Genomic DNA, 18,859 nt, shown 5'->3' with positions numbered 1-18,859 from the left:
ATCTCCTCAAACATCCAGCTCCTCCACGAACCGCGCGTTCTCCTGGATGTACTGGAACCGCAATTCCGGCTTCTTGCCCATCAGGCGTTCCACCAGGTCGCCGGTCTCTCCGGGTTCGTCCTCGTCGATGCTCACCCGGATCAGCTTGCGCGTGGCCGGGTCCATCGTGGTCTCCTTGAGGTCCTTGGCATCCATCTCCCCGAGGCCCTTGAAACGCGAGACGTCGATCTTGCCCTTGCCGCCGAGCCCTTTCTCGAGCCAGGCGTCCTTTTCCGCCTCGTCGAGGCAGTAGACGCGCTTCGCGCCCTGCGTCAGGCGGAAGAGCGGCGGGCAGGCGAGGTAGAGGTGGCCGTGGTCGATCAGCGGGCGCATCTGGGTGAAGAAGAAGGTCATCAGCAGCGAGGCGATATGCGCGCCGTCGACGTCGGCGTCGGTCATGATGATGATCTTGTCGTAGCGCAGGTCGTCGAGGTTGAACTTCGTGCCCATGCCGACACCGAGCGCCTCGCAGAGGTCCGAGATCTCCTGGTTCGAACCGAGCTTCGACGAGGCCGCCCCCAGCACGTTCAGGATCTTGCCCTTGAGCGGCAGCAGCGCCTGGGTTTCGCGGTTGCGCGCCCCCTTGCCGGAGCCGCCCGCGCTGTCGCCCTCGACGATGAACAACTCGGTGCCCTCGCGGTTCTTCGCGGTGCAGTCGGTCAGCTTGCCGGGCAGGCGCAGCTTCTTGGTGGCCGACTTGCGCGCGGTCTCCTTTTCCTGCCTGCGGCGCATGCGCTCTTCGGCGCGCAGCACGAGAAAGTCGAGGATCGCGCCCGCCGACTTGGTATCGGAGGTGAGCCAGTGGTCGAAATGGTCGCGCACCGCGTTCTCGACCAGCCGGCTGGCCTCGTTGGTGGCGAGCCGGTCCTTGGTCTGGCCGACGAATTCCGGCTCGCGGATGAAACACGAGACCAGCGCGCAGCCGCCGGTCAACAAATCCTCGCGGGTGATGTCCTTGGCCTTGCGGTTGTTCGACAGCTCGCCGTAGGCGCGGATGCCCTTGAGGATCGCGGCCCAGAATCCGCTTTCATGGGTCCCGCCCTCGGGTGTCGGCACGGTGTTGCAGTAGGACTGGATGAACCCGTCGCGCGAGGGCGTCCAGTTGATCGCCCATTCGACCTTGCCCGGAACCCCGAACTTTTCGCGGAAATCCACGAGCCCGGCGAAGGGCTGCTCGGCGTAGGTCGTGGCCGCGCCCATCGTCTCCTTGAGGTAGTCGGCAAGACCGCCGGGGAAGTGGAAGGTCGCCTCCTGCGGGGTCTCGCCGTCTGAGATGGCGGATTTCCAGCGGATTTCGACGCCGGAGAAAAGGTAGGCCTTGGAACGCACCATCTTGAACAGCCGCGCGGGCTTGAAGCGGTGATGTCCGAAGATTTCCTCGTCGGCGTGAAAGGTCGTGGTTGTGCCGCGCCGGTTCGGGGCGGCCCCGATCTCCTGCACCGGTCCCAGCGGCTTGCCGCGAGAGAAGCGTTGCTCGACCAGTTTCCGGTCGCGCGCCACCTGCACGACCATCGAATCCGACAGCGCGTTGACCACCGAGGCGCCCACGCCGTGCAGACCGCCAGAGGTTTCGTAGGCCTTGCCCGAGAACTTGCCGCCGGCATGCAGGGTACAAAGAATGACCTCGAGCGCGGACTTGCCGGGGAACTTCGGGTGCGGATCGAAGGGCATGCCGCGCCCGTTATCGCGGATGGTGACGGCATGGTCCTCGTGCAGCTCGACCTCGATGCGCGAAGCATGGCCCGCAACAGCCTCGTCCATCGAGTTGTCGAGGATCTCGGCTACGAGGTGATGCAGCGCGCGCTCGTCCGTGCCGCCGATGTACATGCCGGGGCGCTTTCGGACCGGTTCGAGCCCTTCGAGCACCTCGATGGAAGAAGCGTCGTAGTCGCCGGGATCGCTGTGCGGGGTGAGAAGATCGTTCATGCCGCTGCTCGTTCTTGTTGGTTTGGCGCCGAGTATGTCAGAGCGGGGCAGACGGGGAAAGTCCACGCCGGGCGATTGACGGTGGATAACCCGGGCGACTTGCGCAACGATCGTCAGGTGCAGACTGCTTTGGCCGCGAGGCTTGAAGGCGTTTGCAGACTGTGGACGCGCGACGCGGAGGGTGGGACATGACGCAGACGGGCACGCGCGGACGGGTCACGGCGATCCTGCGCCTCGAAGGGCTGGTGGTCGCCGCGCTGGCGCTCTGGGCCTACACGCAGACCGGCGCGGGCTGGCTGCTGTTCGGACTGCTAGTGCTCGCGCCGGACCTCTTCATGCTGGGCTACCTGCGCGGCCCGCGTATGGGGGCGGTGCTTTACAACATCGGTCACACTTACGTCGTCCCCGTCAGCCTGACTGTCGCCGGTGTCCTCGTCGGGATCGACCTGGCGCCGGCATTGGGATTGATCTGGGTCTTCCACATCGGGGCCGACCGGGCGCTGGGTTACGGGCTGAAATACGACAGCGGGTTCAAGGACACTCACCTCGGCCGGTGACCGGACAGCGCGGCTCGCTTCGCCTTCGCTCGCTCTGGCGAACATGAGGGACCGGTTCATTCCACCTCTTCCCCAGGCGTTCGCGCCGGTCTAAGGGAGGGCATGAGCCAGTCGATGACATACCCGGGTCACGTCCGCGCGATCCTGACGCTGGGGCTGCCGCTGATCGGTGGCCACCTGGGGCAGATGGCGATCGGTGTGACCGACACGGTCATGCTTGGCTGGTACGGGGTCGAATCGCTCGCCGCCGTCACGCTCGGGTCGACCTATTTCTTCGTGCTCTTCATCTTCGGATCGGGCTTTGCATGGGCGGTGATGCCGCTGGTCGCCGCCTTCAACGCCGAGGGCGACGAGACCGGCCTGCGCCGCGCCACCCGAATGGGCATGTGGCTTTCGCTGGGTTTCGCGTTGCTGGTGCTACCACCGATGATCTGGTCCGAGCCGCTTTTGCGGATGATGGGGCAGGGCGATGGGCTGGCGGCGGACGCCGCGGCCTATCTCTCCATCGCCGGTTTCGGCATCGTGCCCGCGCTGCTGGTCATGGTGCTGAAGTCCTACCTCTCGGCGCTCGAGCGGACGCAGATGGTGCTCTGGATTACGCTGGTGGCCGCGGTCGTGAATGGCCTGGCGAACTACGCGTTCATCTTCGGAAACTGGGGCGCGCCCGAACTTGGGCTGCGCGGGGCAGCCATCGCGTCGGTCTCCACCCAGACCGTCTCGCTCGTCGGGCTCGTGATCTACGTCATGGCTGTTCTGCCCCAGCACAACCTTTTCCAGCGTCTCTGGCGCGCCGATCCGGGCATGCTGACCCGGGTCTTCCGGCTGGGCCTGCCCATCGGGCTGACCTCGCTGTCCGAGGTGGGGCTGTTCGCGGCCTCCGCGGTCATGATGGGCTGGCTGGGTACCGTGCCGCTCGCGGCGCACGGGATCGCCGTACAACTCGCTTCGATCACCTTCATGGTCCATCTCGGGCTCAGTAACGTGGCCACGATCCGTGCCGGCAATGCGCTGGGACGTGCCGACCCGGGCCACATGGCGCGCGGGGCGGTGGTCGTCACCACGCTGTCGGTGCTGATGGCGCTGGCGACCATCGGGCTGTTTCTTGGCTGGCCCGAGCCGCTGATCTCGCTGTTCATCCTCGACGGCGACCCGGATCGCGCCGCGATCCTGAGCATCGGCATCTGGCTGCTGGCGATGGCGGCGCTGTTCCAGCTTGTCGACGGGTTGCAGGCCGTGGCGCTGGGGCTTCTGCGCGGCGTGCAGGACACGCGCGTTCCGATGATCTATGCAGCGTTCAGCTATTGGGTGGTGGGAATCCCCGCCTCCTACCTTCTGGGCTTCACCTGGGGTCTGGAAGGGATCGGCGTCTGGCTCGGGCTTGTCTTCGGACTAGGCGCCGCGTCGATCCTGCTCAACGCGCGGTTCTGGTCCGTTGTCCTGCCCCGCTTCGGACGTGCGGTTCAGGCCGCCTGACGCCTGCGAAGCCGGTGCCGCAGGCGTCAGGCCTGGTGCTCAGGTTTTCTTGCGGTCGTCGACGATGGTCATCTGCGCAAGACCGGATTCGCCGAGATCGACAGCGGCGAAGGGGCCGCCATGGCACATCTCGCCGGGATCGGTCACGTCGGCCTTGGGCGCCTCGGCGAGGATCGTGTCGGCGAACTGTTCGGCATTGTCCTTGGGACGGTACCCGAGGAAAGCGGCCTTGGAATTGTCCACCGGTGCGCGGTCGTTGTTGGACACGCCGTAGACGATCGAGAACCCGACCGAGGGCGTGTCGACGGCCCGGGTCACCAACTGGATCAGGTCGTCGTAGGAGAGCCAGGATCCCAGTGCGCGGGCCGAGGTCACCTGCGCGCAGCTCAGGATGCGCAGATGCACGGACTCGAGCTGCCGCTTGTCCCAGTACATCGAGCCGAGATCCTCGGTGAAGCACTTTGCGAGACCGTAGAACGTGTCGGGCCGGTGGGCTGCGTCGATGCCGATGCAGTCACGCTTGGGGTGCATGCCCACCGCGTGGATCGACGAGGCATAAACCACCCGGCGCGCCCCGGTCCGGTAGGCCGCCTCCCAGACGTTGTAAGAACCGACGAAGTTCGGGCCGAGAAGTTCCTCGAACGGCTTCTCGTCGACGATGGCGCCGAAATGCACCACCATCTCGGCGCCCTCGATGACCGGAGCGATCTCGTCCATTTTCGCAAGATCGGCCCGGAAGTAGCTTTCGGTGTCATAAAGGCTGCCGATGTCCTCTGCGATATCGGTGCTGACCAGTTCCTCGCACATGGCGCTCAGCGGTTCGCGCAGGTACGAGCCGAGCCGGCCGGCGGCTCCGGTGAGAACGAGTTTCTTCAGCATGAGGAGGTCCTTTTCAGATATTTACGGCATGATGGCCCGGCGCGCGACCGGCGCAAGCCGAAGTGTTCAGATCACGGCCTTTTCGACGAACGGGCGTCCGGTGTTTAGGCGCTCGAAACCGAAATCGGCAAGATCGAGGCTGCGGTATTCGCCGTAGGCGATCCATTCGGCCAGCCCGCGTCCGATCGCCGGGGATTGCTGAAGCCCGTGTCCCGAAAAGCCGTTGACGAAGAGGAAGTTCGGGATTTCGGGGTGCGGCCCGACGATCGCGTTCTGGTCGAGCGTGTTGTAGGCATAATGCCCGACCCACATGTTCACGAGCTTGATCTTCTCGAACTGCGGAACCCGTGCCGCGATCACCGGCCAGAACTTCTCTTCCCAGAGCGCATGGTCGGCACCGAAATCGGTGTAGTCGACGGCGGGATCATGGTCGGTATGGCCCCCGGCCATGTAGTAACGTCCGTCGCTGCGCATGTGCACGCCAGAGGGGTCGATGGTCAGCGGCAGGTCGCGGTCGAGCGGCTCGGCGGCGTCGAAGATGTAGGTGTAGCGCTTGCGTGGCTCGACGGGCATCTCGATGCCCAGCATTCGCGACGTCAGAACCGCGCGCGGGCCAGCGGCGTTGACGACGACACCGGCGGCGACCGTCGCGCCCGATTTCAGCGTCACGCTTTCGACGCGCGCGCCATTGCGCGTCATCGCGACCACCTCGTCGTGCAGGTATTCGACGCCGTTCGCACGCCCCTTGTGGCGGAACCAGTCGAACATCGTGCCGCCGTCGAAATAACCTTCGTCGCGCAGGTTGTGATTGCCGCCAAGGATGCCATCGAGGTCGTAGAACGGGTAGGCCGCGGCGATCTCGTCGCGCGTCAGATGCCGCGTCCCGGCGCCGTGCGCGGCTTGGATTTCTTGCGCGTCCTTCAGCGCTGCCAGCGTTTCGGGCCGATCCGCGAGGTAGAGATAGCCGAAGGATTGCAGCGCGAGCCGCGGGGCTTCCGCATCGTCCATGAACGCGGAGAAGTTCCGGATGAACTCCGCGCCGAACTGCGAGATGCGGATGTTGAGCGGGTTGGTGAACTGCTGCCGGATGCAACTGTTGGTGTGGCTGGTCGAGGCGAACTCGTAGCTCGGGTCGCGCTCGACGACGAGGATGCGTCCGTGGAATCCCGGAGTGCGGGTCAGCCACCAGGACACTGCCGCCCCGTATATGCCGCCGCCTACGATGACGACGTCGTAACTTGCATGTTTCGGCGCCATGCTCAGGCCTCTCCCTTGTTCACGGCCTCGCGGATCTCGGCGATCTCGGCGTCGCCCAGTCCGTATTCGCTGCGGGCCGCGCCCTCGCTGATGTAGCCCCGCGCGAGGTCGCGCGCCACCTCTGCCCGGTCGCGGGCCTTCGGATCGCCGTAACCGCCGCCCCCGGGAAAGGCCATCTCGACCCGCGCCCCGTGCGGCACGAACTGCCGGCCCTTGCCGCGCATCCCAGCGCCGTCGCTGCGCGCGATGCGGGTCGGCGCTCCCGCGCCTCCGCCTGCACGCCCGCGCGCCGGATGAGACACCCGGTCGAACATGGCCGAAAGGTCGAATTCGTGGCCCTCGGTCGCGCCCACGTCCATGAACTGACCGAGCCCGCCGCGACGCTGGCCCGCGCCGCCGGAATCGGGCCGCAATTCCTTGCGCCAGATGATGACGGGTCCGGTGTGCTCGGTCGCCTCCACCGGCATGGTCATCACGCCCGAGGGAAAGGCCGTCGCACTCATGCCGTCGAGCCCGGGGCGCGCACCCGAGCCGCCGGAATTGAACGTCAGCACCTCGGCGCGTCGTGCCTGCGCCGGCGCCGTGGCATCCGTCCGCGGGCGCAGGGAAAGCTGGAAGTTGCAGAGGCAGCCCGCGCCTTCGGCCGGCACGGTGTCCGGCAAAAGCTTGTCGAGCGCGTCAAAGACCGTGTCCGGGATCATGTGACCGATCACGTGGCGCAGGGCCACGGGCGCTGGGTGCGGGGCGTTCACGATCGAGCCTTCGGGTGCCGTGATCCGGAACGGTTCCAGCGAGGCCGCGTTGTTGGGAATCTCGGGCGCGATGGCGCATTTGAGCGCGTAGCAGGCATAGGCCTTGGTATAGACCATCGGCACGTTGATGCCCTTGGGGTCGAGCCCCGAGGTACCCGCGAAATCGCAGGAGATGTGATCCGCGTGGATCTCCACCCGAACCTTCAGGTCCACCGGCTTCGAATAGCCGTCGATCCGCATCGCCCCGTCTGCACCACCGGGCTTCAGGGCCGCGATGCGCTCGAGTGTGGCCCGGCGCGAGTTGTCGAGAATGTATCCGGCAATGCCTTCCAGAGTGTCGAGGCCGAATTCCGACATCATGTCCGACAGGCGGCGCTGGCCGATCTCGTTGCAGGTCGCAAGCGCGTGGATATCTCCAATCAACTGGTCCGGTTCGCGCACGTTGCCGCGGATGATACTGACCAAGGTCCGGTCCACTGCACCGCGCTCGGCGAACTTCATGATCGGGATGTAAAGGCCTTCCTCGTAGATCGAATTCGCGTCCGCACCGAACCCACGCCCGCCGATATCGACGATGTGGGCGGTGCAGGCAAAAAAACCGACGAAGTTCGAATCGTGAAAGGCCGGAGTGACCACGGTGATGTCGTGCAGGTGCCCTGTGCCTTCCCACGGATCGTTGGTGATGTAGACATCACCCTCGAAGATGTTGTCGCGTCCGATCCGGCGGATGAAATGTCCCACAGCGTCGGCCATCGCGTTGACATGGCCCGGCGTACCGGTGACCGCCTGAGCCAGCATCCGGCCCGCGCCGTCGTAGACCCCGGCCGAGAGATCCCCGGCCTCTCGGACCGAGGTCGAGAAGGCCGTACGGACAAGCGCCTGGGCCTGTTCCTCGACCACCGAGATCAGGCGGTTCCACATCACCTGGTGTGCGACGTCCGAGGTCATGCCACGCTCTCCTTCTCGAAAAGGTCGACGGTTCCGTCTGGTTGCGCAAGCGCGATGCGGCTCGACGGTACGATGATGGTCGTCTCGGCCTCCGTGATGACGGCGGGTCCGCTGACGGATTGTCCCGGAGCAAGCGTTTCGCGGTCGATCACCGCGGCGGTGACGGTGCTCGCAAGCGCCGGGTCGAAGAGGTTGCGGCTTCCGGACGTCTGTGCCGGGCCCGCCGGCTTCGCACTGGTCAACGCCTCGGCGGTTGCCTGCGGCGTGGTGGCGTTGACCGCCCAGACAGTGATTTCCACATCCATCCCCTCGACGGTGCGACCGAAAAGCTTTTCATAGGCGGTCTCGAAAAGCTGCAGGTAGCGTCCGCCATCAGGTTGGCGTGCATCCTGCACGTCGAGAACCACGGGGATTTCCCAGCCTTGCCCGGTGTAGCGCATGTATAGCTTGAATTCGGATGCGATTTCGGCCGCCGCGTCGCAAGAGCGGACGAAGCGCACCGCCTCGGCCTCGAGGTCCTCGAACAACGCAAGCACCGCATCGGCATCGAATTGCGACAGGCGCATGTAAACGGACCGGTTGGCCTCGAAACTGAAGGGCGCGCGCAGGAACCCGATCGCCGAGCCGACGCCTGCGCCTTCGGGCACGAGACAGCGCGACACGCCGAGCTTTTCGCAAAGCCGGGCGGCGTGCAGGGGGGCCGCGCCGCCGAAGGCGATCATGGTGTATTCCGACAGGTCCTCGCCGTTCTCGACCGCGTGGACGCGTGCCGCGTTGGCCATGTTCTCGTCCACCACTTCGGCCAGCCCGAAGGCGGCCTCGCCGGCGTTCATGCCAAGCGTCTCGCCGATTTCCGCGGTCAGCGCCGCCTCGGACCGGTCCGGGTGCAGCCGGATCGAGCCTCCGGCAAAGCCATCCGGGTCGAGCCGGCCCAGCACGAGGTCGGCGTCGGTCACCGCCGGCCGCGCACCGCCACGCCCATAGCAGGCCGGCCCGGGCTCGGAGCCCGCGCTTTCCGGACCGACACGGATCTGGCGCAGCGCGTCCACGGATCCCAGCGACCCGCCGCCCGCCCCGATTTCGACCATGTCGATCACAGGGATCGAGATCGGCATGCCCGAGCCTTTCTTGAACCGGTAGCTGCGCGCGACCTCGAAGACGCGCGAGGTCTTGGGCGTGCGGTTCTTGATCAGGCAGATCTTGGCCGTGGTGCCGCCCATGTCGAAGCTGAGCACCTTGTCGAGCCCGTGCCGCGCGGCGATGTGGCTGGCAAAGACGGCGCCGCCCGCCGGGCCGGACTCGACCAGGCGCACGGGAAACTCGGCGGCACTTTCGAGACTGATGATCCCGCCGCCCGAATGCATCAGGAACACCGGGCAGTCGACCCCCGCATCGCGCAACCGATCTTCCAGCCGGCCAAGGTAGGACTTGATCAGCGGCTTGATGTAGGCATTCGCGACGGTGGTGTTGAAGCGCTCGTACTCGCGCATCTGCGGGCTCACTTCGCAAGAAAGCGAGACCATCGCATCCGGAAGACGCTTGGCCAGCACGTCGCGCACCATGCGTTCGTGCGTGTCGTTGAGATAGCTGTGCAGGAATCCGACCGCGACGCTCTGGTATCCGGCATTTGCAAGCGTATCAGCCAGATTTTCGACCTCCGCCCGGTCGAGCGGGATCAGCACACCGCCGTCCGCGCCGACGCGTTCTTCGAGGACATAGCGCCGCTGACGCGGCAGCAACGGTTCGGGCAGGCAGAGGTTCAGGTCGTACTGCTCGAACCGGCTTTCGGTGCGCATCTCGATCACGTCGCGGAAACCCTTGGTGGTCACCAGCGCTGTCTTCGCCCCGCGCCGTTCGATCAGCGCGTTGGTGGCCAGCGTCGTGCCGTGGATTATCTGCCCGATGTCCCCGGCCGCGATCCCGGCCTTTTCGCAGACCTGCGCGATGCCGTCGAGAATCGCGTCCTCCGGCGCGGCGTAGGTGGTCAGGACCTTGGCCGAGAACGGGTGCGCGCCGACCTCGAGAACCACGTCGGTGAACGTGCCACCGATGTCCACGCCGAGCCGGATGTCCGCCTTGCCCATATCGCCTCCGAATCCATTCCGCGCGACGCTATCGCGGCGCACAGGATCGCGTCCAATTCTTCGATTCTATGGATTGGATCAGGAATTTCGATCTTCAAGCGCGATGTCCCGGGCCAATTCCGCGGCGTCGGCCACGTAGCCGCTTGCGCGCCCGGCATCGAACCGCGCGGCAAAACCGAGCGGGTCCGGGGTCCACCCGTAGTCGAGTTCGCGCAGGCGTTCGGTTGCCAGTGCGTCCCAAACCATGGCACGCGGCAGACAGGCCAGCCCGTAGCCGTCGAGCGCCATCTGAAGGCAGGCCGCGAGGTTCGAGGAGGGCACGAGCCGCGGGCGCACGCCGGTTCCGGCGAAATGCGCGGAAATCTGATCGAAAGCCAGGGTGCCGCGGGAATGGGTGAGAATCGGATGCGCAAGAAGATCGGTCGCTGCCAGCCGGCGGCCCTGCCCGAGATCGGGCACCGCGCCGGCGACCCAGACGTAGGGATGCAGGCCAAGTTCGACCGTTCCGCTGATCTGCCGGCCGAAAGGTCCGTTCTGGAAGGTCATGTCCAGTGATCTGTCGAACAGCGCCTTCGACAGGTCTGCGGACAAATCGACCGTCAACTCCACGAGCAGGTTCGGAAAGCGCTCCCTGAGCGCGCCGAGATAGGTCGAAAGCCAGGTGTGTACGACAAGCTCCGTCACCCCGAGCCGCATGACCCCCTGCACGAGGCCCGCGTCCCCGACCGCGCCCAGCATCGCCTCGACCGAGCGAAGCACGTCGCGGGCATGGTCCAGCAGCGTCCGACCGCGCGAGGTCAGGCGGACCGACCCGGCATCGCGGTCCATCAGGGTCACGCCCAGCGTGGCCTCGAGCCCGGCAATGCGGGCCGAGATGTTGGGCTGCGTGGTGTTGAGCCGTTCCGCCGCGCGCCGGAAACTGCCGAGATCGGCCACCTGCACGAAGGCGTCGAGCTGTTTGAGGGTGACGCTGTTCATGCCGGGTTCACGCCGCGGCGAGCGCCCGGGCGTCGCGGGCCATGAGCTCGACCACCGCGCGGGTCTGGCTGACGTCGCGCGGGTTCGAGGCATTGCCGTCGAGCGCGCGCTTCAGCACGCCCTGCAGGATCGCCAGCAGGCGAAAATACGAGAAAACCACGTAGAACCGCCAGTTCTCCGGCGCCGCGATGCCGCGCCGCTCGCAGTAGCGCGCCACGTAATCCTCTTCCGAGGGCAGGCCGAGGTCCGCGCGGTCGACGCCGCCCAGTCCGCGAAAGCCGCCCTTGTGCGGCAGGCGCCAGTGCATGCACTGGTAGGCGAGATCGGCAAAAGGGTGGCCCAGGGTCGACAGTTCCCAGTCGAGCAGGGCCCGCACCTCTTCGCGGTCCGGCGCGAAGATCATGTTGTCGATCCGGTAGTCGCCATGCACGACCGAAATGGTGCCGTCGTCCTCAACCATGTGATCGTCGAGCCAGCCCATCAACCAGTCCACGTCGGCAAGCGGCTCGGTCTCGCTGTCGCGGTACTGGCCCGACCAGCGCGCGGTCTGGCGCGCGAAGTAATTGCCGGGCTTGCCGAAATCCGAAAGACCCGCCGCCGCCACATCAACCGAATGCAGGGCCGCGAGCACCCGGTTCATGTCGTCGTAAATCCGTGCGCGGACCGACGCATCAAGCTCCGGCAGGGCAGGGTCCCAGAAGATGCGGCCGTCGATCATGTCCATGACGTAGAACTGCGTGCCAAATGGACTCTCCGCCTCGCTCAGATGCAACACGCGCGGAACCGGCACATCGGTCTCCGCCAGCGCCCGCATGACCCGGAATTCGCGGTCGACGGCATGGGCGGATTTCAAAAGCTTGCCCGGCGGCTTGGCGCGCAGCACGAAGCGCCTGTCGCCGCTGGTCACCTTGTAGGTCGGGTTCGACTGGCCGTCCGAAAATTTCTCGATAGCGTCGAGCCGGTCGAAACCCTCGACATAAGCGCGCAGGTAGTCCTGAAGGTCGGTCTGGTCGTACTGGTGCATCGCGATCCCGGCGGCATGGACAGGTTGGGCGATCTAAGCAAGTCTGGCGCCGCGGGGAAAGACCCGGCGGGCAGGGAGGCGGACATGGAAATGAGTTTCGCGGTCAGACCACAGGTGCGTGAGATGCTGGAACGGGTCAAGGCGATGATCCGCGACGAGGTGATCCCGCTCGAGGCCGCATACCATGCCGAGATCGACACCGGCGATCGCTGGCAGTTCACCGCGCGCCAGACCGAAATTCTCGAAGGGCTCAAGGAAAAGGCGAGGGCCGCGGAGCTCTGGAACTTCTGGCTGACCGACAGCGCGCGGGGACTGGGGCTTTCCACGGTGGAATACGCGCATTTCGCCGAAGAAATGGGCCGCACGCCGCTCGGGGCCGAGGTCTTCAACTGTTCGGCGCCGGATACCGGCAACATGGAGGTGTTCGAACGCTACGGCTCGGACGCGATGAAGGACCGCTGGCTGACGCCGCTTCTGGCCGGAGAGATCCGCTCGGCCTACCTGATGACCGAGCCCGACGTCGCCTCGTCGGATCCGACGAATCTCGAGATGATCTGCAAGCGGGACGGCGACGCATATGTGCTGGATGGCGAGAAATGGTGGGCGAGCGGCGCCGGCGACCCGCGCTGCAAGGTCTATATCGTCATGGTGCGCACCGGCGGGGAGGACCTGCCCAGACACAAGCGCCACGCGATGATCGTGGTGCCCGCCGACACGCCTGGCATCGAGGTGCTGCGCCCGATGATGGTCTACGGACAGGACGACGCGCCGCACGGGCACATGCATATCCGTTTCACGAAAGTCCGGGTGCCGGTCGAGAACATGCTGCTGGGCGAGGGGCGTGGCTTCGAGATCGCGCAGGGCCGGCTGGGGCCGGGGCGCATCCACCATTGCATGCGCGCCATCGGGCAGGCCGAGGCGGCGCTGGAACTGCTGTGCCGACGCAGCCTCGACCGCGAGGCCTTTGGCAAACCCCTGGCGCAGCTTGGCGCGAATTACGACATCATCGCTGAGGCGCGCATGGAGATCGAAATGGCGCGTCTGCTCTGCCTCAAGGCGGCCTGGATGATGGACCAGGGCGACGCACGCGCCGCGGCGCCCTGGATCAGCCAGATCAAGGTCATCGCGCCACGCGTGGCGCTCAAGGTGATCGACGAGGCGGTGCAGATGCACGGCGGTCAGGGCATCTCTCAGGACACGCCGCTGGCGCGCGCCTGGACGCACCAGCGCACGCTGCGGCTGGCCGACGGACCTGATGCCGTGCACCGCCGGCAGGTCGCGCGCGCGGAACTTGCAAGGTACACCCAGCGCGCGGTCTGACGGGCCGTGGCGCCGCGGGCACGCGTTCGGCGCAACGGAAAGTGTTGTTTGACAAACGCATTTGTTCTGTCACGTACTGGCCCGAGTGACCTGGAAAGGTTTCGGAGGGCGACCGGGCTTGTTGGACCGAACGCAGATCGAGCAGCTGATTGCGCGGGTCGCGCTGCGTGACCGCAGGGCTTTCGACGATCTCTATGACGCCACCTCGTCGAAACTATTCGGCATTTGCCTGCGTGTCTTGAACAACCGGGCCGCGGCCGAGGACGCCATGCAGGATACCTATGTCAAAATTTGGAACAACGCCGATCGCTATGCCGCGAACGGCCTGTCCCCGATGACATGGCTGATCACTATTGCCCGCAACACCGCCATCGACCGCGTGCGCGCGCGCAAGGCAGGGCGCACGGACATGGATTCGGTGCCCGGCGAACTTGTGGCCTATGGACCTACGCCCGAGCAGTCGGCCGTGGCCGCCTCGGAGGCCCGCAAACTGACCGATTGCCTCGATGCGCTGCCGACGGACCGCGGCGCGGCCATCCGCGGCGCCTATCTCGACGGTGACAGTTACGCCGAACTTGCCGAACGCTTCCGGGTGCCGCTCAACACCATGCGCACCTGGCTGCGGCGCGGCCTGATCGCGCTGCGGGAGTGCATGTCGTCATGACCGACACACCCGATACCCCCGAGGATTTCGACGGTCTGGCTGCCGAATACGCGCTGGGTCTCACGCCGCCGAACGAACTGGCGGAGGTGCGCGACCGGACCTTCTATCAGCCCGACTTCGCCGACGCGGTCGCGGCCTGGCACGAGCGGCTCGCCGCGATGACCGACGACATCGGGCCGGTGAAACCGCCGCGGCGGGTCAAGAGGGCCATCGCCACGCGACTTTTCGGCGGCGGGCGCGTGCCCGTCTTCAGCCGCGCCGGTCTTTGGCAGGGTGTCAGCCTCGCCGCGCTCGCGCTCGCGGCCTTTCTTGGTTGGCAGACGCTCCAGCCGCCGGGATCGGTACCGCTGTTCGCCACGCAGATCGCTGGTGACGAGGTCACCGTGCTAGCCGTCTACGACCCCGTGCGCGACGGGCTCGCGCTGAACAGAATCGCGGGCGACGCGCGCCCGGGTCGTGTGCTCGAGGTCTGGGCCATCGCGCCCGACGCCGCGCCGGTCTCGCTTGGCCTTCTGCCCGAAGACGGCATGATCCACGTGCCGTTTCCCGACGATCTCAAACCGATTGCTTCGCAGCTGACCCTCGCCGTCAGTGACGAACCGCCCGGCGGATCGCCCACCGGGGCGCCGACGGGCGATGTGCTCGCCGCCGGCGAGGTCTCCGAACTCTGACGCGCGGCGCCCACCCGAAAAAAGTTTAGACGCGCTGAAACTCGGTCCTCCGATCAAACGTGATTGCGGGTGTACCGGACGGAGGACCCGCGGGTGCGACGCAGAGGCGGCAGGGCGCGCCGCCGCCGCGTCGTATATCCGGACGCACCGGCGCTGCTCGTGGTCATTCGCGACGGAGACGGTGCATGTGTCGGGTAACGAGTTTGGGAAATTCCGTGTATCGAGTATGGGCGGGCCGGGGGCAATGTATTCCCCGGCCCGCCGGTTTTTATCGGATCGCACTGTGGACAAGTGACCTGTCAAATCGGATCCGGTCAAACTCGGCATCGCGACACCTGCATCATTGCGAAAAACTGGCGCCTCACGGCAAAATGGTAAATGCCGCGGCCGCGTGGCGCAGCTTGGCTCGGTCACGGCGCGGTGAGCTTACACAGGCAAAAATTTCTTTACACTCTTGGACGTTGGGGATGAATTCCCATGCGCGACGTGAACCTATGAGCCGAATTCGCGCTGTCGCCCTCGAACGCCTTATCCCCAGGCTGCGAAGGGATCGTCCGCGTAGCTCACACCTGCGAGGTATAGGCCTTCGGGCGGGCAGACCGGGCCGCAGGCCGCACGGTCGCGCGCCGTGAGCGCGGTGCGCACGTCTTCCGGCGACCAGGCCCCGGCGCCGACGCGCTCCAGCGTCCCGACGAAGCTGCGCACCTGGTTGTGCAGGAAAGAGCGCGCCCGCACGTCGCATTCGATCTCGGTGCCGGCCCGGGTCTCGACGCGCGTGACGGTCAGGTGATCGAGAGTTTTGACCGGGCTTTGCGCCTGGCACATGGTCGAGCGGAAGGTCGTGAAGTCGTGCCGGCCCAGAAGATATTGCGCGCCTGCCTGCATGGCCGCGACGTCGAGGTCGTTCTTGACCTGCCAGACCAGTCCGGCCTGGTGCGTCGCCGGGGCGCGCCGCACGAGAATGCGGAAAAGGTAACGTCGCTCCTGCGCCGAGAACCGTGCGTGCCAGTCCGGCGCGACCTCGGCGCAGGCGGTGATCGCCACCGGGGCGGGCTTGAGATGATAGTTCAGGGCTTCAGACAGGCGGAACGGGTCCCAGGTCCTCTCCATGTCGCAATGCGCGACCTGTGCCAAAGCGTGCACCCCTGCATCGGTGCGCCCTGCAGCGGCGATCGTGTGGGCGCGCGGTTCGAGCTTGGTGAGGGCCGCCTCGATCGCCCCTTGCACCGACGGTTGCGCATCCTGCCGCTGCCAGCCCGAGAACGGGCCGCCGTGATATTCGATCTGCAGCGCGTACCGGGGCATGAGATGCCCCTAGCGCGCGGCGCGGCGCGGGTCAAACCGCGGGCCGGCGCGGGCCTCTGGCAAGCCGGCGAACCGGGGCCTATGTAGAGAGAACACGGGTTTCGCAAGGGCGCACTGGTCTTGGTCATTTCCACGATTGCCGATTCGATGCTGCGGCAGGTCGAGACGCTGCAGGATTCGGTGAACGAGACATTGTTCGAACCGGTGATCCGTCTCGGGGTGACCGGGCTGGCGCGCTCGGGCAAGACGGTGTTCATCACCTCGCTTGTCGCCAACTTGCTCGACCGCGGACGCATGCCGCAGCTCGTCGCCGCCGCCGAGGGCCGGATCGAGGCGGCCTACCTGCAGCCGCAGCCCGACGACACCCTGCCGCGTTTCGATTTCGAGAGCCATCTCGCGGATCTGACGGCACGTGCGCCACGCTGGCCAGACAGCACGCGCTCGATCTCGGAACTGCGCCTGTCGTTGCGGGTGCGGCGGGCCGGGTTGCTGGCCGGGCTCAAGGGCCCGAGGACCGTGCATATCGACATCGTCGACTATCCCGGCGAGTGGCTGCTCGACCTCGGATTGCTTGAGAAAACCTACGACGCCTGGTCCGCCGAGGTTCTGACCCGGCTGGCGGACCGGCCCGAGGCCGCGGCGTTCCGCGCGCTGGCGGGCGAGACCGATGCGGCTGCCAAACTCGACGAACCGCAGGCGCGGGCACTCGCCGACCGCTTCACGGACTACCTCACGGCGGCACGTACCGCCGGTTACTCCGACTGCACACCGGGTCGCTTCCTGCTGCCGGGCGATCTTGCCGGGTCGCCGGTTCTGACCTTTGCGCCGCTGCCCGAGGGCGCATCCCCGCGCGGCTCGCTCCGGCGCGAGATGGCACGGCGCTTCGAGGCCTACAAGCGGCAGGTGGTCAAACCCTTCTTCCGCGACCATTTCGCCCGCATCGACCGGCAGGTCGTGCTGGTGGACGCGCTGGGCGCGATCCACAAGGGACCGCGCGCCGTCGAGGACATGCGCGGCGCAATGACCGATATTCTCGGGGCGTTCCGGCCAGGTCGCAACGCTTTCCTAACCCAGATCTTCACGGGCAAGCGTGTCGAGAAGATCCTTTTTGCCGCAACCAAGGCGGATCATCTACACCACGCCCAGCATCCGCGGCTCACCGCCTTCATGGAGGCGCTGGTGCGCGGCGCGGTGGACCGCGCCCAGTTCGCCGGGGCCGAAACCGCGGCGATGTCGATCGCGGCGCTCCGGGCGACGACCGAGGAGACGCGCGAACACGACGGGCGCACGCTCGACGTGGTTCGCGGCACGCTGCTTGAGACCGGAAAACAGGCCGCCTTCTATCCGGGCGAGTTGCCGCAGGATCCCGGTCACCTGCTGTCGCCGGCCAAGGCGGGCGCGGAGAAGTGGCTCGACCAGGACTACCGGATCATGAGCTTCGCGCCCGCCCCGCTGACCTTGCGGCCGGGTGACGGGCCGCCGCACATCCGGCTCGATCGGGCGGCGCAGTTCCTGCTGGGGGACCGGCTGTGACGGGTCTCGTGATCGAACCGGCCCGGGTGCTCGATGCAGGAGCGGTCGGTGCGGTACTGTCGGCGGCGAACGATGCGCTCGACTGGCTGCCGCGTGTTCACAGCCGCGCCGAGGAAGTGCGGTTCGCCGGCGACATGATCGACGCGGGCTGGGTCGACGTGGCGCGCCAGGGCGAAGGCGTCGTCGGCTTTCTGGCGCGCGACGGTGGCGAGATCCACGGCCTCTACCTCGTGCCTGCCGCGCAATCGCGGGGCATCGGGACGGCGCTGCTGGCCTGCGCCAAGGCGCAAGAAGCGCGGCTCGGGCTCTGGAGCTATCGGCGCAACGGCGGTGCGCGCCGGTTCTATCGGCGCCGCGGGTTCGTCGAGACCGCGTGCAGCGACGGGGCGCTCAACGACACCGGGCTGCCCGACGTGCGGCTGGAATGGACCGCGGGAGGCTACGATGGCTAAGGGACCGATCCTGTTCGACATCGAGGCCGACGCGGCGCCGGAGGTGTCGGTGGCCGACGCGCCGCCCGTCCCCGAGGCCGAACTCCCGCCGCCGCGCGGCGCGGCGATGCAGATGGCGGCGAAACTTTCGGCGCGCCCGCGCTCGCGCCTCGTGCGCTGGTTCTGGGGGCTGGCCGCGGCGCTGGTCGGCACCGTGGTGTCGATCGCGGCTTGGGAGTTCGTCACCGGTCTGATCGCATCGACCCCGCTGCTGGGCTACGCCGTGGCGGCGCTGGTGATGGCCTTTCTCGTTGTGGTGCTGGCGCTGGCCCTGCGCGAGATCGCGGGCTTCGGACGCCTCGCGCGCATCGACGCGATCCGGCGCGAGGCCGACGCCGCGCTGGCCTCGGGCACGCTCGCCGATGCCCGTGCGGTCACCGAACGGCTCGAAGGTCTCTACGCGCGGCGCGAAGAGCTGCGATGGGGCCGCGAGCGTTTCGCGGCGCTGCAGGGCGATCAGCTCGATCCGGCGGCGCTGATGGAACTGGCCGAGGCCGAGCTTCTGGGCCCGCTCGACGCGATGGCCACGCGCGAGGTCGAGGCGGCAGCGCGCCAGGTGGCCGCGGTCACGGCGCTGGTGCCACTGGCCTTCGCCGATGTGGCCGCGGCACTCAACGCCAACCTGCGCATGATCCGGCGCATCGCCGAGATCTATGGCGGACGCTCGGGCACGCTGGGCAACTGGCGGCTGGCGCGGGCGGTGATGACGCATCTCGTCGCGACCGGGGCGGTCGCCGCCGGCGACGACATGCTGGAGCCGATCCTGGGCGGCACGATCCTCGCCCGGCTTTCGCGCCGCTTCGGCGAGGGTCTGGTGAACGGCGCGCTGACGGCCCGCGTCGGCGTTGCCGCGATGGAAGTCTGCCGGCCGGTGGCCTTTGCACATCGTCCGAGGCCGCGGGTGCGGGATATCGTCAAACGCAGCCTCACCGGGCTGTTCGACCGCGGGTAGGGAAAC

General features: G+C 66.9%; 16 protein-coding genes. 8 read left to right on the top strand and 8 right to left on the bottom strand.

All coding sequences use genetic code 11. From position 1 onward, the window contains the following. Positions 1-6: 6 nt before the first annotated feature. Positions 7-1,965, bottom strand: a complete 1,959-nt coding sequence (gene parE / locus R5H30_RS16245; RefSeq protein WP_318329576.1) for a DNA topoisomerase IV subunit B — start codon at positions 1,963-1,965, stop codon at positions 7-9. A gap of 188 nt (positions 1,966-2,153) precedes the next feature. Between parE and R5H30_RS16240 the strand changes: the two genes are divergently transcribed. Beyond that, positions 2,154-2,522, top strand: coding sequence for a DUF4260 domain-containing protein (locus tag R5H30_RS16240; RefSeq protein WP_318329575.1), 369 nt, complete (start codon positions 2,154-2,156; stop codon positions 2,520-2,522). 102 nt (positions 2,523-2,624) lie between these two features. Beyond that, positions 2,625-3,995 (top strand): MATE family efflux transporter, encoded by a 1,371-nt coding sequence (locus tag R5H30_RS16235; protein WP_318329574.1) that lies wholly within the window; start codon positions 2,625-2,627, stop codon positions 3,993-3,995. 39 nt (positions 3,996-4,034) lie between these two features. Here the strand turns inward: R5H30_RS16235 and R5H30_RS16230 are convergent, their stop codons facing one another. From R5H30_RS16230 to R5H30_RS16205, 6 genes are all read right to left on the bottom strand, one after another. Continuing rightward, positions 4,035-4,874: an NAD-dependent epimerase/dehydratase family protein gene (locus R5H30_RS16230; protein ID WP_318329573.1), complete on the bottom strand. Its 840-nt coding sequence runs from the start codon at positions 4,872-4,874 to the stop codon at positions 4,035-4,037. 66 nt (positions 4,875-4,940) lie between these two features. Continuing rightward, a complete protein-coding gene (locus R5H30_RS16225) occupies positions 4,941-6,131 on the bottom strand; it encodes an NAD(P)/FAD-dependent oxidoreductase (protein WP_318329572.1) in 1,191 nt (396 codons plus the stop codon). Between the two features lie 2 nt (positions 6,132-6,133). Beyond that, positions 6,134-7,831: a hydantoinase B/oxoprolinase family protein gene (locus R5H30_RS16220; protein WP_318329571.1), complete on the bottom strand. Its 1,698-nt coding sequence runs from the start codon at positions 7,829-7,831 to the stop codon at positions 6,134-6,136. Next, entirely contained in the window at positions 7,828-9,915 is a 2,088-nt protein-coding gene (locus R5H30_RS16215) for a hydantoinase/oxoprolinase family protein (protein WP_318329570.1), read from the bottom strand. The genes R5H30_RS16220 and R5H30_RS16215 overlap by 4 nt, the downstream gene beginning before the upstream one ends. 78 nt (positions 9,916-9,993) lie before the next feature. Continuing rightward, on the bottom strand, positions 9,994-10,893 hold the full coding sequence (locus R5H30_RS16210; RefSeq protein ID WP_318329569.1) for a LysR family transcriptional regulator: 900 nt from the start codon (positions 10,891-10,893) through the stop codon (positions 9,994-9,996). Between the two features lie 7 nt (positions 10,894-10,900). After that, positions 10,901-11,917 carry a phosphotransferase family protein gene (locus R5H30_RS16205; RefSeq protein WP_318329568.1) on the bottom strand — a complete coding sequence of 339 codons (1,017 nt, stop codon included), beginning with the start codon at positions 11,915-11,917 and terminating at the stop codon, positions 10,901-10,903. Positions 11,918-12,001: 84 nt separating this feature from the next. Between R5H30_RS16205 and R5H30_RS16200 the strand changes: the two genes are divergently transcribed. The 3 genes from R5H30_RS16200 to R5H30_RS16190 all read left to right on the top strand — a co-directional run bounded on the left by R5H30_RS16200 (position 12,002) and on the right by R5H30_RS16190 (position 14,572). After that, the gene (locus tag R5H30_RS16200) at positions 12,002-13,237 is read left to right on the top strand and encodes an acyl-CoA dehydrogenase family protein (RefSeq protein WP_318329567.1); all 1,236 of its coding nucleotides are present in this window, start codon (positions 12,002-12,004) and stop codon (positions 13,235-13,237) included. A gap of 121 nt (positions 13,238-13,358) precedes the next feature. Then, a complete protein-coding gene (locus R5H30_RS16195) occupies positions 13,359-13,901 on the top strand; it encodes a sigma-70 family RNA polymerase sigma factor (RefSeq protein ID WP_318329787.1) in 543 nt (180 codons plus the stop codon). Further along, positions 13,898-14,572, top strand: coding sequence for an anti-sigma factor (locus R5H30_RS16190; protein ID WP_318329566.1), 675 nt, complete (start codon positions 13,898-13,900; stop codon positions 14,570-14,572). Before R5H30_RS16195 ends, R5H30_RS16190 begins: the two co-directional genes overlap by 4 nt. 528 nt (positions 14,573-15,100) lie before the next feature. On the opposite strand, the gene truA is transcribed toward R5H30_RS16190, so the two are convergent. Then, the gene (gene truA, locus R5H30_RS16185) at positions 15,101-15,877 is read right to left on the bottom strand and encodes a tRNA pseudouridine(38-40) synthase TruA (RefSeq protein WP_318329564.1); all 777 of its coding nucleotides are present in this window, start codon (positions 15,875-15,877) and stop codon (positions 15,101-15,103) included. 120 nt (positions 15,878-15,997) lie between these two features. Between truA and R5H30_RS16180 the strand changes: the two genes are divergently transcribed. From R5H30_RS16180 to R5H30_RS16170, 3 genes are read left to right on the top strand one after another with little or no spacing between them, the layout of a single operon-like run. Then, positions 15,998-17,410, top strand: a complete 1,413-nt coding sequence (locus R5H30_RS16180; protein WP_318329563.1) for a YcjX family GTP-binding protein — start codon at positions 15,998-16,000, stop codon at positions 17,408-17,410. Further along, positions 17,407-17,862: a GNAT family N-acetyltransferase gene (locus tag R5H30_RS16175; RefSeq protein ID WP_318329562.1), complete on the top strand. Its 456-nt coding sequence runs from the start codon at positions 17,407-17,409 to the stop codon at positions 17,860-17,862. Before R5H30_RS16180 ends, R5H30_RS16175 begins: the two co-directional genes overlap by 4 nt. Further along, positions 17,855-18,853 carry a YcjF family protein gene (locus R5H30_RS16170; protein ID WP_318329561.1) on the top strand — a complete coding sequence of 333 codons (999 nt, stop codon included), beginning with the start codon at positions 17,855-17,857 and terminating at the stop codon, positions 18,851-18,853. The genes R5H30_RS16175 and R5H30_RS16170 overlap by 8 nt, the downstream gene beginning before the upstream one ends. Positions 18,854-18,859: the final 6 nt, after the last annotated feature.

Origin of the sequence: Roseobacter sp. FCG-D35 (assembly GCF_033436665.1) — a bacterium.
Lineage (GTDB): Bacteria > Pseudomonadota > Alphaproteobacteria > Rhodobacterales > Rhodobacteraceae > JAWQFO01.
The sequence above is the reverse complement of the archived record's forward strand: the minus strand, read 5'-3'. Positions and strand labels throughout refer to the sequence as shown.

What these genes read in the sequence shown, in the direction of transcription:
- R5H30_RS16240 (WP_318329575.1), top strand. Translation starts at nt 2,154, where the DNA reads ATGACGCAGACGGGCACGCGCGGACGGGTCACGGCGATCCTGCGCCTC.
- R5H30_RS16235 (WP_318329574.1), top strand. Translation starts at nt 2,625, where the DNA reads ATGAGCCAGTCGATGACATACCCGGGTCACGTCCGCGCGATCCTGACG.
- R5H30_RS16210 (WP_318329569.1), bottom strand. Translation starts at nt 10,893, where the DNA reads ATGAACAGCGTCACCCTCAAACAGCTCGACGCCTTCGTGCAGGTGGCC.
- R5H30_RS16205 (WP_318329568.1), bottom strand. Translation starts at nt 11,917, where the DNA reads ATGCACCAGTACGACCAGACCGACCTTCAGGACTACCTGCGCGCTTAT.
- R5H30_RS16200 (WP_318329567.1), top strand. Translation starts at nt 12,002, where the DNA reads ATGGAAATGAGTTTCGCGGTCAGACCACAGGTGCGTGAGATGCTGGAA.
- R5H30_RS16190 (WP_318329566.1), top strand. Translation starts at nt 13,898, where the DNA reads ATGACCGACACACCCGATACCCCCGAGGATTTCGACGGTCTGGCTGCC.
- R5H30_RS16230 (WP_318329573.1), bottom strand. Translation starts at nt 4,874, where the DNA reads ATGCTGAAGAAACTCGTTCTCACCGGAGCCGCCGGCCGGCTCGGCTCG.
- parE (WP_318329576.1), bottom strand. Translation starts at nt 1,965, where the DNA reads ATGAACGATCTTCTCACCCCGCACAGCGATCCCGGCGACTACGACGCT.
- R5H30_RS16220 (WP_318329571.1), bottom strand. Translation starts at nt 7,831, where the DNA reads ATGACCTCGGACGTCGCACACCAGGTGATGTGGAACCGCCTGATCTCG.
- R5H30_RS16215 (WP_318329570.1), bottom strand. Translation starts at nt 9,915, where the DNA reads ATGGGCAAGGCGGACATCCGGCTCGGCGTGGACATCGGTGGCACGTTC.
- truA (WP_318329564.1), bottom strand. Translation starts at nt 15,877, where the DNA reads ATGCCCCGGTACGCGCTGCAGATCGAATATCACGGCGGCCCGTTCTCG.
- R5H30_RS16170 (WP_318329561.1), top strand. Translation starts at nt 17,855, where the DNA reads ATGGCTAAGGGACCGATCCTGTTCGACATCGAGGCCGACGCGGCGCCG.
- R5H30_RS16225 (WP_318329572.1), bottom strand. Translation starts at nt 6,131, where the DNA reads ATGGCGCCGAAACATGCAAGTTACGACGTCGTCATCGTAGGCGGCGGC.